This is a genomic window from Agrobacterium vitis (genome assembly GCF_037039395.1).
Taxonomy (GTDB): Bacteria; Pseudomonadota; Alphaproteobacteria; order Rhizobiales; family Rhizobiaceae; genus Allorhizobium; species Allorhizobium vitis_E.
This window is the reverse complement of the sequence record NZ_CP146242.1, coordinates 2,134,818-2,148,646: the sequence shown is the minus strand read 5'-3', so window position 1 is coordinate 2,148,646 and position 13,829 is coordinate 2,134,818. Positions and strand designations below refer to the sequence as shown.

The 13,829-nt window shown below is 58.6% G+C and carries 15 protein-coding genes and 1 tRNA gene; 10 read left to right on the top strand and 6 right to left on the bottom strand.

Annotation, left to right across the window (positions count from 1 at the left end):
• The first annotated feature begins 15 nt into the window (after positions 1–15).
• Positions 16–1,299 (top strand): GNAT family N-acetyltransferase, encoded by a 1,284-nt coding sequence (locus tag V6582_RS12635; RefSeq protein ID WP_156632539.1) that lies wholly within the window; start codon positions 16–18, stop codon positions 1,297–1,299.
• 12 nt (positions 1,300–1,311) lie between these two features.
• Here the strand turns inward: V6582_RS12635 and V6582_RS12630 are convergent, their stop codons facing one another.
• A complete protein-coding gene (locus V6582_RS12630) occupies positions 1,312–2,967 on the bottom strand; it encodes an AMP-binding protein (protein ID WP_156632538.1) in 1,656 nt (551 codons plus the stop codon).
• 360 nt (positions 2,968–3,327) lie between these two features.
• Positions 3,328–3,699, bottom strand: coding sequence for a hypothetical protein (locus tag V6582_RS12625; protein ID WP_197434410.1), 372 nt, complete (start codon positions 3,697–3,699; stop codon positions 3,328–3,330).
• 353 nt (positions 3,700–4,052) lie between these two features.
• Between V6582_RS12625 and V6582_RS12620 the strand changes: the two genes are divergently transcribed.
• Positions 4,053–4,943, top strand: coding sequence for a GGDEF domain-containing protein (locus V6582_RS12620; protein WP_197434409.1), 891 nt, complete (start codon positions 4,053–4,055; stop codon positions 4,941–4,943).
• A 75-nt stretch (positions 4,944–5,018) separates the two neighbouring features.
• On the opposite strand, the gene V6582_RS12615 is transcribed toward V6582_RS12620, so the two are convergent.
• A tRNA-Leu gene (locus tag V6582_RS12615) sits at positions 5,019–5,103 on the bottom strand.
• Between the two features lie 237 nt (positions 5,104–5,340).
• Here V6582_RS12615 and V6582_RS12610 point away from each other — a divergent pair.
• Both V6582_RS12610 and V6582_RS12605 read left to right on the top strand, forming a co-directional pair.
• Positions 5,341–5,931, top strand: a complete 591-nt coding sequence (locus V6582_RS12610; RefSeq protein WP_156632536.1) for a YqaA family protein — start codon at positions 5,341–5,343, stop codon at positions 5,929–5,931.
• Between the two features lie 23 nt (positions 5,932–5,954).
• A complete protein-coding gene (locus V6582_RS12605; protein ID WP_156632535.1) occupies positions 5,955–6,467 on the top strand; it encodes a disulfide bond formation protein B in 513 nt (170 codons plus the stop codon).
• Here the strand turns inward: V6582_RS12605 and V6582_RS12600 are convergent.
• Positions 6,464–7,021: an HNH endonuclease gene (locus V6582_RS12600; RefSeq protein ID WP_156632534.1), complete on the bottom strand. Its 558-nt coding sequence runs from the start codon at positions 7,019–7,021 to the stop codon at positions 6,464–6,466. The genes V6582_RS12605 and V6582_RS12600 overlap by 4 nt on opposite strands.
• Positions 7,022–7,119: 98 nt before the next feature.
• A complete protein-coding gene (locus tag V6582_RS12595) occupies positions 7,120–7,773 on the bottom strand; it encodes a DNA-3-methyladenine glycosylase family protein (RefSeq protein ID WP_156632533.1) in 654 nt (217 codons plus the stop codon).
• Positions 7,774–7,811: 38 nt separating this feature from the next.
• Between V6582_RS12595 and gluQRS the strand changes: the two genes are divergently transcribed.
• On the top strand, positions 7,812–8,714 hold the full coding sequence (gluQRS, locus tag V6582_RS12590; RefSeq protein WP_156632563.1) for a tRNA glutamyl-Q(34) synthetase GluQRS: 903 nt from the start codon (positions 7,812–7,814) through the stop codon (positions 8,712–8,714).
• Here gluQRS and V6582_RS12585 read toward each other — a convergent pair.
• The gene (locus V6582_RS12585; protein ID WP_070164378.1) at positions 8,673–9,569 is read right to left on the bottom strand and encodes a YihY/virulence factor BrkB family protein; all 897 of its coding nucleotides are present in this window, start codon (positions 9,567–9,569) and stop codon (positions 8,673–8,675) included. The two genes, gluQRS and V6582_RS12585, sit on opposite strands and share 42 nt — an antisense overlap.
• Positions 9,570–9,678: 109 nt before the next feature.
• Here V6582_RS12585 and V6582_RS12580 point away from each other — a divergent pair, with 109 nt between their 5' ends.
• From V6582_RS12580 to V6582_RS12560, 5 genes are all read left to right on the top strand, one after another.
• Positions 9,679–10,512 (top strand): SDR family oxidoreductase, encoded by an 834-nt coding sequence (locus V6582_RS12580; protein WP_156632532.1) that lies wholly within the window; start codon positions 9,679–9,681, stop codon positions 10,510–10,512.
• A gap of 137 nt (positions 10,513–10,649) precedes the next feature.
• Complete coding sequence (locus V6582_RS12575; RefSeq protein WP_070164376.1) at positions 10,650–10,847, top strand: twin transmembrane helix small protein; 198 nt, start codon at positions 10,650–10,652, stop codon at positions 10,845–10,847.
• A gap of 131 nt (positions 10,848–10,978) precedes the next feature.
• The gene (locus V6582_RS12570) at positions 10,979–11,557 is read left to right on the top strand and encodes a cob(I)yrinic acid a,c-diamide adenosyltransferase (protein WP_156632531.1); all 579 of its coding nucleotides are present in this window, start codon (positions 10,979–10,981) and stop codon (positions 11,555–11,557) included.
• 449 nt (positions 11,558–12,006) lie between these two features.
• On the top strand, positions 12,007–12,756 hold the full coding sequence (locus V6582_RS12565; RefSeq protein WP_071202881.1) for an electron transfer flavoprotein subunit beta/FixA family protein: 750 nt from the start codon (positions 12,007–12,009) through the stop codon (positions 12,754–12,756).
• A 24-nt stretch (positions 12,757–12,780) separates the two neighbouring features.
• The gene (locus V6582_RS12560) at positions 12,781–13,710 is read left to right on the top strand and encodes an electron transfer flavoprotein subunit alpha/FixB family protein (RefSeq protein WP_156632530.1); all 930 of its coding nucleotides are present in this window, start codon (positions 12,781–12,783) and stop codon (positions 13,708–13,710) included.
• Positions 13,711–13,829: the final 119 nt, after the last annotated feature.

The window sequence follows — 13,829 nt, the reverse complement described above, 5'->3', positions numbered from 1 at the left end:
ACCAGGTTGTAGGATATGAACACACTACCGGTGACCGACGATACAAGCCGCGAAACGAGCACCGAACGTCCGATTCTGCATACCGTGTCTGCGCCGGTCAACCGTCCGCCCGCCGATGGCCAGATTGCCGTCGGGCGCCCCGGCCGCGATCTTTGGCTCTATCCACGCCAGACCAGCTACGACCTTGAGAAGGAAATGGACTACCTGACCAACCGCGCGCTGGAGCAGAATGTTTTCTTCTCCGCCCGCTTTCTGGCGCCCGCCATTCCCCGTCTGGACGAGCGCGAAGTGCGCATGGCGCTGATTCGCGACGAGCGGCAGGGTCGCAGCCGTATCCGGTTGCTGATGCCTTTCTCCGTGGAAAAACCGGGATTTGCAGTCGGTCCATCGATTGTTCGCGTCTGGTCCAACCCTTTCGGCCCGCTTGGCACGCCGCTGGTCGATGCTGAGGATGCGGTGGAAACGCTGGATAACCTTTTCGAGGGACTGAGCGATACCAAAGCCAAATTGCCCTCCGTTCTGGTCCTGCCGGATCTGCGAATGAATGGGGCGGTGACAAAACTGCTACGGGCCGTGGCGATCAGCCGTGACCTGCCGCTGACTGTGACCAATCCCTACCAGCGCCCAATGCTCGAAAGCCTGGAGGATGGAGAAACCTATCTGCGCCAAGCCATCGGCAAGTCCCACTGGCGCGACATGCGCCGGCAGATGCGCCTGCTGGGTCAGCAGGGCGAATTGACCTATTCTGTCGCCCGCCAGCCGCAGGATCTGCATGTGCGCATGGAGGAATTCCTGGCGCTTGAGGCCAGCGGCTGGAAAGGCCGCAAGCGCAGCGCCCTTGTCATGGACCGTCTGCGTGCCGCCTTTGCCCGCGAGGCGATGACCAATCTGGCAGAGTGCGATGCGGTCCGCATCCATACGCTCGATCTCGATGGAAAGGCCATCGCGTCGATGGTTGTCTTCATCATGGGCGCCGAAGCCTATACGTGGAAGACTGCCTATGATGAGCGCTATGCCCGCTTTTCACCCGGCAAGCTTCTGGTGGCTCGATTGACGGAATGGCATCTGGACGATGCCAATATTCTGCGCACCGATTCCTGCGCCGTACCCGATCACCCAGTGATGAGCAGGCTCTGGCAGGAGCGGGAAGAAATGGGAACCATGGTCATCGGCCTCAAACGCAATGCCGACCGCGACGTGCGCCAAGTGGCGGCGCAATTGCATCTCTATCGCAACACCCGCAATATTGCCCGCATCCTGCGTGATAAAGTGCTGGGCAGGCGGCAAAAAGACAGCTGATATTGCGAAATATCAGCCGGTCATCATGCCCGGCTGTGCCTGTTGCGGTTCATCGCGCTCACGCAGCAGGCGGCGGATCACCTTGCCGCTGGTGGTCAGCGGCATATCGGCGATAAACTCCACTTCACGCGGATATTCGTGCATGGACAGCCGCTGCTTCACCCAATCGGCAATTTCACGGGCCAGGGCCGGTCCAGGCTGAAAACCCGGCGCGAGCACCACATAGGCCTTGACGATTTCGGTTCGTATCGGATCGGGCTTGCCGACCGCCGCCGCCAAACGCACAGCGGGATGGCCAACCAGACAATCCTCGATTTCCGCCGGGCCGATACGGTAGCCGGATGAGGTGATGACATCGTCGTCACGACCGAAAAACTCCACATAGCCCTCGCTATCCTGGCGTCCGAGATCACCGGTCAGCATCCAGTCGCCGATGAATTTCTGGCGGGTCGCCTGCGGATCGTTCCAATATTCCAGGAACATCACCGGATCGGGCCGGGCAATCGCCACCTGTCCAACCTTGCCCACAGGCAGTTCCCTGCCCTTGTCATCGATAATTGCCACGCGGTGGCCCGGCACCGGCTTGCCGATGGCGCCTGCCTTGGTAACGCCCAGCCGGGCTGCCGATGACAGCACGAAATTGCATTCGGTCTGCCCATAGAATTCATTGGGGGTGATACCGAGCGCCGTCTTGACCCATTGATAGGTTTCCCGGCCCAGCGATTCCCCTGCCGAACCAATGGAACGCAACACAAGATCATAGTGCTTGCGTGGATTGTCCACCGTTTTGAGCAGCCGCAGGGCGGTGGGCGGAATGAAGGCATTGCGCACCTTCATCTCCGCCATGATGCGAAAGGCCATGGCGGGATCGAATTTCTGGGCAGGCGACGACACGACCGGAACACCCAGCATCAGGGCTGGCATCAGCACATTCAAAAGCCCGCCAGCCCAGGCCCAGTCCGAAGGCGTCCAGATCCTGTCCCCCGGCTGAGGTAGACCGTCATGGGCAAGCTGGAAGCCTGGAATGTGACCGGCAAGCACGCGGTGCCCGTGCAGTGCGCCCTTCGGCGCCCCAGTGGTGCCGGAGGTGAAGATCATCAGCGCCGGATCATCAGGTCCGGTCTGCGGTCCTTCAAAAGAGGTGGAACCGCTCTGCCATAGATTTTCGAAGGAGAGGACGCCGGGCGAAGGTTCGCCAATGGAAATAACCTCCCGAAGGTCCGGCAGGCTGGTCCGGATGGGCTCCAGGCGCGACAGACCGAAATCATTGGTGATGACCGCGCAGGCGCCCGCCGTCTTCAGCCGGTATTCCAATGCATCGGCACCAAACAGCAAGGCCAGCGGCAGGGCGATTGCCCCAAGCTTGTAAATCGCCACATGGGCGATAACTGTCTCGAACCCCTGCGGCAGGAGCAAGGCAACCCGCTCCCCAGCACCAATCCCGAACTGGCTCAGGGCATCCGCGAATGCGTTGGATCGTGCAGCAAGCGCCCCATAGGTTAAGGTCTGATGCGCGCCGTCAGGTGAAAAATGCTCAAGACAGACCCGGTCCGGTTCCCGGGCCGCCCACTCGTCGCACACGGCCCGTCCCATGTTGAACCGAGCTGGTATGGACCAGGAAAACGCATGACAGAGAGCCTCATAGGAAGCGCCGGCAGGTAGAAACATCGATCTTGTCCTGAATGAGTTCCCTGTCGCATTCCCCTGCACTGGCCAAACATTCAGAGAGTTTGCCGCAGATCCAGGATCAGCGTTTTTGTCAAATAGAGAAAAACGTCACTTAAAAAACCTATCATTCCTTTCGCAGTCGCACAATCCATCTCGCAAGCGCACACGACAGCGCCGTGTAACGCCTATGGCGCAAGCAGGTTTACTGTAGCGCTTTATATCCGCTGCATAATTTTCACCTCAAACTCCAACCGGCGTAAGGCGAACATTATGCAGCAGCCCGGGGAAATACTGTGGTCCCATGCACAATGGAGAGAGGGCGTCAGGCCTTGATGTCCTGAAAATCGCCGGATGAAACCATCAGGTATCGTCAGCCGTCGGTTTTTCGGTCGCAAAATCGGTTCCACTTTTGCTGGAACAATTCTGAGCCAAAGGGGTTGAAAGGCGGTAACGCGCCCGTGAAAGCGCCATGCCAAACCACGGAAACGTCGCGGACATGCCGCCTTTGCGGCGAAGATCTGCGGCATTTTCCTGGTTTAAAGGCTCACGCACCTCAAAACGTGCGGAGCATAAAAGGAGGATACACATGCTGAAGAAAATCGTACCGGTCGTTGCTCTTCTCGGGCTTCTGGCCTCTTGCGGAGATGACAGCAGCTCCAATAGCGGAAGCTCGACATCAACCCCCGGCACCAGTTCCTCGACCGGTGGCACCGGCGGAACAGGCAGCACCACAACGGCACCTGCTACGCCTGGAAGCGGCACAGGCAATAGTTCAGGGACAGGCACCAGCACGGGTACCCCATAAGCTTCCCGATTTTGCCTTGATACAAGGTGGACATTGCCCGTTCGATGAGCGGGCAATGTCTTTGTTCTGATGAACGGTCATTTAGGTACACTCGAAAATTGTTGTGGGAACAAACAATTTGAGTGTAATTGACTGGCGCTTCAGTGGCGACTTGCATGGCCGAAATTCCAAAAAACCCTAAAAATCTCCGGGTTTTGCTTTTTTAAGCCACGATCTTCCCTATCTATCCTGCCGGTTGTAAACGGGATTGAAGTTTATAGGGATGCTCAAAAGAAATTGGATGATTGGATGGCCGCATATGACGGCCCGGGCGATACGTTCGTCGCTGATAACAAAGATTTTTGTAATCTGCTTTATCTCCATTCACGTGCCGCTTCTGGCGGTGGTCGCGCATGTCCTTGGTGGCGGTGCGCTGAGTGAAGCAAGCATTCTGCTTGTCCTGCTGATATCGACCTTGGCCGGAACGGCTGGCTGCCTGCTGTCCCTGTGGCGGATCATTCAGCCGCTACGCCAGCTCAACCAGTCCATAACCCGATACCGGCAGGAGGGGTCACCTGTTGCCATCGCGGTCAAGACAAAAGATGAAATCGGCACTGTCGCCCAGGCGGTTTCCGCCCTGGTAACAGAATTGGACAGCTCTCTCAAAACCTTGACCCTTCAAGCCAATACCGATCCCCTGACCGGCTTGGCAAACCGCCGGTTCATTCTGGCAAAAGGGACGGAGGCCCTTGAAGAGACCTGTCGCAGCGGCGACCCCATGTGTCTTCTTCTCTTCGACCTGGATCATTTCAAGGGCATCAATGACGCATTCGGCCATGAAACGGGCGATAAAGCATTGATCGCAGCAGCGCAGACAATCCGCAACAATCTACGGCCAAACGACCTGGCAGGCCGGATCGGCGGCGAGGAGTTCTGCATTCTTCTGCCCGGCACCAATCTGGTCCAAGCACAGGCGATTGCCGAACGTCTGCGCATCTGCCTGGAGAAAATCTGCCTCGAACCATTGGCGCCCGGCAGGATCACCGCCAGCTTTGGCCTTGCCCAATCCGCCGACCATTTTTCAAATTTCCAGAAATTCATGGCAGCCACCGATATGGCGCTCTACCGCGCCAAACAGCATGGCCGCAACCGCATCCACTGCGAACCTCAAAACGCCCTCAGCTATTTGTGAGGAAAAAGCCAGCCACGGGTTCGCAGTTCAGAATGAGCGCGTAACTCGGCCAGCGTCGATCATTGAGATTAAAAGTGGTGCCCCTTGCCGGAATCGAACCAGCACTCCTCTCGGAACCTGATTTTGAGTCAGGCGCGTCTACCAATTCCGCCAAAGGGGCACTTAGAGTAGAAGGACGAACTACACGGAGGAAGGGGGTCGGTCAACCGGGTTTTTTACAAATTTCCGGTTTCACGCAAAAGTTAGGCATCCGGGCAATATCGCTGTTTTCGCCGCATTTACAGCCCATGAGCTTTGCGCATAAAGACTTGACGGAACGGCAGATATTCAGTCTTTCGTCATCCTGAATGCTGCGCCGCAATGGCAAAGACCCTCTGCATAGGATCAAGGAGCGATCATGCTGCGACGCCTTTACGACTGGACCATGTCGCTTGCCGCCCGCAAATCCGCGGAAGCCTGGCTTGGGACAATCTCCTTTGTGGAAAGCTCGATCTTTCTTGTCCCTGCCGACGTGCTGTTCCTGCCCATGGCGCTGGCCAAACCGGAAAAGGTCTGGCGCTATGCGACCATTGCCACCATCACCTCGGTTCTGGGCGGTATAGCCGGTTGGTTTCTCGGTTATTATGCCTATGAAAGCATTGCGCGGCCAATCCTGGAATTCTACGGCAAGGCCGATGCCTTCGACCAGCTGCGCCTGTCTGTCGATTACGAGACGGTGGTGCTGCTGCTGATCACCTCCGGTCTGGCCCATCTGCCGCCGATCAAGGTGGTCACCATCCTGTCGGGTGTCGCCCATGTGAATATCTGGTTGTTCATCATGACCGCCATCGTCGCGCGTGGAGGCCGCTTTTTCTTGCTGGCTTGGTTGCTGCGCCGCTATGGCGAACCGATCCGCCATTTCATTGAAAAACGCCTCGGCCTGATCGCCGCCGTCGGCGCTGTCGTGCTGATTGCCCTGTTCGTCGCCTATCGCCTCCTTGTCCATTGAGCGACGAGGACTGGAGAACCATCATGACCACGCTTTCTTCCACCCGGCCCGGTCTTGCCCCTGCCCTTGTGTTGACCCTTGGCATGGCCGGGGTCGTCGGCTCGGCTTTGGCCTTTGAATATCTCGGCGGCTATATTCCCTGTGAGCTTTGCCTGTTGCAGCGCAAGCCCTATTATATCGGCGCTGCAATCGGAGTGGTGACGGTCATCGCAGCCACCATTAACCTACCCGCCAGAGTAACGAAAAGCCTGATCCTGCTTCTTGGCCTGATCATGATCGTCAGCGCTGGCCTTGGCGTCTACCATGCAGGCGTTGAATGGCATTTCTGGGAGGGCCCAAGCGCCTGCTCGGCAACCAGCGGCGCGGGCTTCAACGGCAGCGGCGATATTCTCTCGCAGCTCAACAGTTTCAAGGGGCCGTCCTGCACGGACGCAGCGCTGAGGATTTTCGGCCTGTCGCTGGCCGGCTGGAATGTCCTGACAAGCCTCGTTCTCGCCGCCGTCGCCTTCTGGGGCGCACGGCGGATAAAGGCTTAAGGCTGAAGCTCGGAATCCCAATAGAGATAATCCACCCAGCTTTCATGCAGATAATTGGGCGGAAACGACCGGCCATTGTTGTGCAGATCCTGCACGCTTGGCTGATAGGGCTTCTGAGCCGGGAACATATTGGCCTGTCTGGGCAATTTCGATCCCTTGCGCAGATTGCAGGGCGAACAGGCCGCCACGACATTCTGCCAGGTAGTTTCGCCGCCATGGGCGCGGGGAATGACGTGGTCAAAGGTCAGATCGTCAGGCGAGCCGCAATATTGGCACTGAAACTTGTCGCGCAGAAACACGTTGAAGCGTGTGAAGGCGGGATTGCGCGTCGGCTGCACATAGGTTTTCAGGCTGACCACGCTGGGAAGCCGCATGGAAAAGCTGGGTGAACAGACCGAGTGATCGTATTCGGCAATGATGTTCACACGGTCAAGGAAAACCGCCTTGATCGCGTCCTGCCAGGACCACAACGACAAGGGATAATAACTCAGTGGCCTATAATCAGCGTTGAGCACAAGCGCTGGTAAGGACTGGGGCGAAACTGCAATCGTCAAGGCGTTCTCCTGATCGATTCGGCATCTGCTCCCTCTATATTAGGCTTGCTGTTACAGGATTGTGAAGCCCAATAAATAAGCAGCGAACTGATTCTCCATCAGACCGGCACCGGCGCCGCTTCGCGTCGTAAACGCGCCGCATAAAATGCCCAGAACAACCGTGCCGCAATGGCGCGGTATGGCCGCCAGGCCAGCGCAATCCGGGTGGTTTCGCGGATATCCGGGCGCGCGGCAAGGCAGAGGCCGTCCCCCACCGCCGCCCGCAGCGCCACATCACCCGCCGGAAACACATCTGCGTGACCACCACAAAACATCAGATAAACTTCCGCTGTCCACAGCCCGATGCCACGCAACCGGGTCAGCTCAGCCATGCCTGTCTCCACCGGCTGATCGAGGATTGCCAAGAGGTCGATGTCTCCAGCCTGCGCGGCAGAGGCCAGACCGCTCAGGCAGGCATGCTTGGCGCGCGAAAGACCGAGTGAAAGAGCAGTATCGCCCAGCGCCAGATAAGCGGCGGGTTCGACTGTTCCCATCGCCCCGCAAAGCCGCCGCCAGATGGCGTCGGCGCTGGCGCGCGACACCATCTGCGAGACGATGATGAAGGCAAGCCCTTCGAAACCCGGCTCTGTCAACCGCAGCGGCAAAGGCCCGGCTTCGCGGGCAATGGCATGCAGCCGGGGATCGATACCAAGCAAGGCCTCAAGGCCGGTGGCAAGATCCGCCTGGCTGCGAATACGCATCGTCTCGCCCATCTCTTTTCCTCACCTGCCAAATCATGCCAAAACACACCATGTCCAACTTCCAGTCTCCCTTAGTCGTTCCGCAAAAACCAGTCTTTCGTTTTGCGCCGAGCCCAAATGGCTATCTTCATCTCGGCCATGCCCTTTCGGCACTGATCAATGCTGACATGGCTGAGGACGCCGGTGGCCGGCTGCTGTTACGGATCGAGGATATCGACATCGACCGCTGCACGCCTGAATTCGAGGCGGCGATCTACGAGGATCTTGCCTGGCTCGGTATGACATGGGAAAAGCCGGTGCGCCGCCAGTCCGAGCATATCGACGCCTATCGTTCTGCCTTGGCAAAGCTTCAGGCCATGGATCTGGTCTATCCAGCCTTTCTCAGCCGCGCCGAAATCAAGCGGCAAGCGCAGGCAACAGAGGCGCAAGGCAAAGGCTGGCCCCGCGACCCTGATGGTGCCTGGCATTATCCGGCAGGCGAACGGCAGATGGACCGGCAACTGGCGCAGCAACGGATCGACAGAGGCGAGCGCCACAGCCTGCGTCTGGATACCGGCAAAGCGCTCTCCATGCTTGGCGGCAGCCTGCATTGGGAGGAAAGACGTGGCGACACGGCGCAGCGGATCACCGCCGACCCTACGATCTGGGGCGATGTCATTCTCTGGCGCTGGGATGCGCCGTCCAGCTATCATCTGTCCGTAGTCGTGGATGACGCCCTACAGGGCGTGACCCATGTGGTGCGCGGCGAGGATCTCTATCAGGCCACCGCTGTCCACCGGCTGTTGCAGAGCCTGCTCGGCCTGCCCGCCCCGACCTATACGCACCATCGGCTGATCACAGACGAGGATGGGCGCAAGCTGTCGAAAAGCCTGCAATCGGCAGGGCTCCGGCATTTGCGGGCAAAGGGCCTGTCACCCCTCGACATCCGTCGGCTGGTGGGGATTGCGATCTGACATTCGCCGTGATCGCGTGCGCGGCCTGGAAAACTTCATCAGCGCCGCGTTAAATTCCGCCCCGATCAGGAACAGCACGCCCAGCATATAGAGAAATATGATCACCACCATAACCGAGGCCAGACCGGCATAGGTGGCGGCGTAATTGGCAAAGGTGGCGAGATAGGCGGCAAAGGCCAGCGCCCCCAGCAGCCAGAGCAGCAGTGTCAGGCAGATGCCGGGCAGAACGTCGATCAGGCGGCGCCGGTCGGCTGGCAGCCACAGATGCGAAATCGTCAGGCCGATGGTCAGCAGGATCAACGTGCCAAGCACGCTCCAATTCGAGACCAGCGCCAGAAAATCCTTCAAAAGCGGAAATTGCCGCTCGGCAAAGCGTAGCGCGATCGGCACGGCGATCAGCAGCACGCTGATCACAGCGAAGGCGGCAACCCCCATGATGACGAAGCCGAGGCTGATAAGTCGGGTAATATACCAGGGCCGGGTTTCCGTGACCCGGTAGGCACGGTTCAGCGCCGTGCGCAGCGCTTCAACCCCGTTGGAGGCAAAATAGGCCGCCGCCAGCACGGAAATCGTCAAGAGCCCGCCGCGCGGAATGGTCAGCACCTGCACCACCTGCTCGGAAATCGGCTTGGCGATTTCCTCCGGCCAGGTGTCGAAAATAAAATGGATGGCGGTCGGCGCAAAGGTATTGGCCCCGAGAAGACCGGCGAGCGCCGTGCCGAAAATCAGGAAGGGAAACACGGCCAGCAGGATCGAGAGCGCCACGTGGCTCGCCATCGCCCAACCATCGTCCTCGGTAAAATGCCAGACCGCATCGAAGGCCACCTTGTAAAGCCTGCCCAGATAGGACCGCATTCCGTCTCCCGTTCATTCTTCACTGACTGCTTCTCAAGCGGCCTGCCACAATTGCCTATATCTGTCGAATATGGGAGACCCTATCGCATTTGTAAGAGGAAAACCTCATATGGTCGCAGAGAAAAGCATTATCGTTACCGGCTGCTCCTCCGGCATTGGAGCCTACTGCGCCCGCGCCCTGAAGCAGGATGGCTGGCGGGTGTTTGCCACCGTACGCAAGGCGGAAGACCTGAAACCGCTTGAGGATGACGGTCTTGAAGCGCTGCTGATGGACTACCGCGACACGGCAAGCATCGCGGCCCTGACTGAAACCGTGTTGTCGCGCACCGGCGGGCGGCTGGACGCGCTGTTCAACAATGGCGCCTATGGCCAGGCAGGTGCGGTCGAAGACCTGCCAACAGAGGCGCTTCGCGAACAGTTCGAGACCAATGTCTTCGGCTGGCACGACCTGACACGGCGGATCGTGCCTGTAATGCGCGCGCAAGGGTCGGGCAGGATCGTGCAATGCTCGTCTATTCTCGGCCTCATCCCCTATCGATGGCGCGGCGCCTATACGGCGTCCAAATTTGCGCTGGAGGGCCTGTCGCTCACCCTGCGGATGGAGCTGGACGGCAGCGGCGTCATGGTCAGCCTGATCGAGCCGGGTCCGATAGAAAGCCGTTTTACCGCCAATTGCCTTGAGGCTATCAAACGCAATATCGACGTGGAAAATTCAGTCCATGCCGCAGATTACCAGCGCCAATTGGCACGCCTTGAAGGCACCGGTCCGAAAAACCGCCACAAGCTTGGACCGGATGCCGTGTATAAAGTGCTGCAACACGCCTTGACCGCGAAGCGTCCCCGACCACATTATCTGGTCACGAAGCCGGCAAAACAGGGCGTCGCACTCAAACGGCTGATGCCGTCCGATCTCTTCTATCGGTTGATGCGGGCGCTGGATTGATCGGATAGGCATGTCTCCCGAAAGTGTGAAGCGGTTTCGGGGAAAAGACATGCGAAAACAGAATCCTATAGCATGTCAGGTGAAGCCCTCATCATGCGACATGCTATAGACATCCATAATAAGGTCAGCGGCGCATCATGTCCTCATTCACCACCATTCTGGCCATTATCGTCATGGGGCTTGTCGCGCTGGTTCTGGTGCGCGGGCTGTTCAACATGATGAAGGGCGGCGATGCCAACCGCTCCAACAAGCTGATGCAATTGCGTGTGCTGCTTCAGGCCATTGCCGTCGTGCTGATCATGCTGACATTGTGGATCACCGGCGGCGGTCGCTAGCGTCTGCCAGGCTCCACTTTTCCTAGCAGTCTATCCAATAATCGCCGCTGGCCAGCAGCAATTCTTGAGCGGGCTGTAAGGCAAACTCTAATCGTGCGGGTCCCGCCCGCTTGCTCAAGACGAATGGTTCCATGGTAAAACTCAATAAAATCTACACCCGTACCGGCGATGACGGCACCACGGCGCTGGTCTGCGGCCCGCGCCGGTTCAAACACGACCTGCGTGTCGATGCCTATGGCACGATCGATGAGGCCAACAGCGCCATCGGCGTCGCCCGCCTGCATACGACAGGCGATGAGGTGCTGGACGCCATGCTGTTTCGCATCCAGAACGACCTTTTCGATCTTGGGGCCGATCTTGCAACCCCCGATACCGGCGAAAAATTGGAATGGGAGCCCCTGCGCGTCGTCCAGAGCCAGGTGGACAGGATAGAGCAGGAAATCGATGCGCTGAACGCCCATCTCGAACCGCTGAAATCCTTTGTCTTGCCCGCAGGCTCACCAGCCTCCGCCAATCTGCATCTGGCCCGCACCATCGCAAGACGCGCCGAGCGGATCATGGTCGACCTGATGCAAATCCCCGGCGAGGCCGTCTCTGCGCCAGCGCTGAAATATGTCAACCGGCTGTCGGATTTCCTGTTCGTCGCCGCCCGCTATGCCAATGAGATCGGCAAGGCCGATGTCCTCTGGGTGCCGGGGAAAAACCGGTAGGCTCATCCGACAAGGCAGGCGGGCCACTCGCTGGTCCGGCATGAAACACGGATTGTGGGCATAGACCGGTTCTGGTTGACCAAAAAGGCAATATTTGACGTGAACGTAAAAGTTAGGTAATTCTGGCCTCCGAGCCGTCAGTCTGCGGGAGGAGCATCGCAAGAATGAATGGCGCCGTTGTAATGGAGGAAAAAATGCGTATCCATGTCGCCAACTGACATTCTCTGAAGTGCAAAATGCCGCAGTCTGGCGTTTGCCTGGAAACGGATCCCTGATGTTTCCGACTGGCAGATAAACTGGGCTATCACATTGAAGGGTGCGTAAAAACACCAGTGCGTCATTCCTTAAGTCGACGCTAATCTATGGAATGATGCAGGAAACAAGCAGTTGCGGCACCGCGTGTCATGATGCGCAAAACCGCCATAAGGACCGAAGCAAGGAAGGACCCCATGAAGATTCTCGTGCCCGTCAAGCGCGTCGTGGACTACAACGTGAAGATCCGTGTGAAGCCGGATGGTTCAGGCGTTGAGCTTGCCAATGTGAAGATGTCGATGAACCCGTTCGACGAAATTTCCGTTGAGGAAGCGCTGCGCCTGAAAGAAGCAGGCAAGGCGGAGGAAGTGGTCGTGGTGTCCATCGGTCCAGCCAAGGCCGAGGAAACTTTGCGCACGGCGCTGGCCATGGGCGCAGACCGGGCCATCCTGGTGGAAACCGAGGATGCCGTCGAGCCGCTGGCCGTTGCCAAGATCCTGAAAGGCATCGTCGAAGCCGAGGCCCCGGGCCTGGTTATCGTCGGCAAGCAGGCGATCGACGATGACAGCAACCAGACGGGCCAGATGCTCGCGGCCCTCTTGGGCTGGGCGCAGGCCACCTTTGCCTCCAAGCTGGAGATCGGCGAGGGTTCGGCCAATGTCACCCGCGAAGTCGATGGCGGCTTGCAGACCATTGCCGTCAAACTGCCTGCCGTGGTCACCACCGACCTGCGCCTTAACGAGCCACGCTATGCCTCGCTGCCCAATATCATGAAGGCCAAGAAGAAGCCGCTCGACAAGAAGACGCCTGCCGATTTCGGTGTCGATACCACACCACGTCTCAAGGTGCTGAAGACCGAAGAGCCGGGTGGCCGCAAGGCAGGCATCAAGGTCAAGTCGGTGGCCGAACTGGTCGACAAGCTTAAAAACGAAGCCGGCGTGCTTTGATTTCGGATTGGGAGATATAGAACAATGGCCATTCTTCTTCTGGCAGATCACGACAACGCAACCATTTCCGAACAGACCGCCAAGACCCTGACGGCAGCGGCCAAGATTGGCGGCGATATCCATGTTCTCGTCGCAGGCGCTGGTGCCAAACCCGCCGCAGACGCCGCCGCCAAACTGTCGGGCGTCTCAAAAGTGCTGCTGGCCGACAGTGCCGAGCTTGGCAATCAACTGGCCGAACCGCTGGCAGCACTGATCGTATCGCTGGCGCCCGCCTACGATACGATCATCACCGCCGCCACCTCGGTCGGCAAGAATGTCGCGCCGCGCGTTGCAGCCTTGCTTGATGTAGCGCAGATCTCGGAAATCGTTGAAGTGATCTCTGTCGACACCTTCAAGCGCCCGATCTATGCCGGCAATGCCATCCAGACGGTCCAGTCGGGCGATGCCAAGAAGGTCATCACCGTGCGCACCGCCTCCTTTGCCGCCGCTGCTGCCGATGGGTCGGCTGCGGTCGAGGCTGTGGCGGCGGTTGCCGATCCCGGCCTGTCCAGCTTTGTCTCGGATGCGCTGTCGTCGTCGGAGCGCCCGGAACTGACATCCGCCAAGATCATCATCTCGGGCGGTCGCGCGCTGGGCTCCTCGGAGAAGTTCAAGGAAGTCATCCTGCCGCTAGCCGACAAGCTGGGGGCTGCTGTCGGCGCCTCGCGCGCCGCCGTCGATGCAGGCTATGCGCCGAACGACTGGCAGGTTGGCCAAACCGGCAAGGTCGTTGCACCGCAGCTCTACATCGCCTGCGGCATTTCCGGCGCAATCCAGCATCTGGCGGGCATGAAGGACAGCAAAGTGATCGTCGCCATCAACAAGGACGAGGAAGCCCCGATCTTCCAGGTCGCAGACTACGGCCTCGTCGCAGACCTGTTTGAGGCCCTGCCGGAGTTTGAAAAGGCGCTTTGATCCCGCCTTGATCAACGAAATTTAGAGTTTGTCAGGGAAAAGTGGAATCCGGTTTTCCTGACAAACGAAAACAAAAGAACTTAGAGACTGTCTTGTTCAATATGAACCTGACAGTCTCT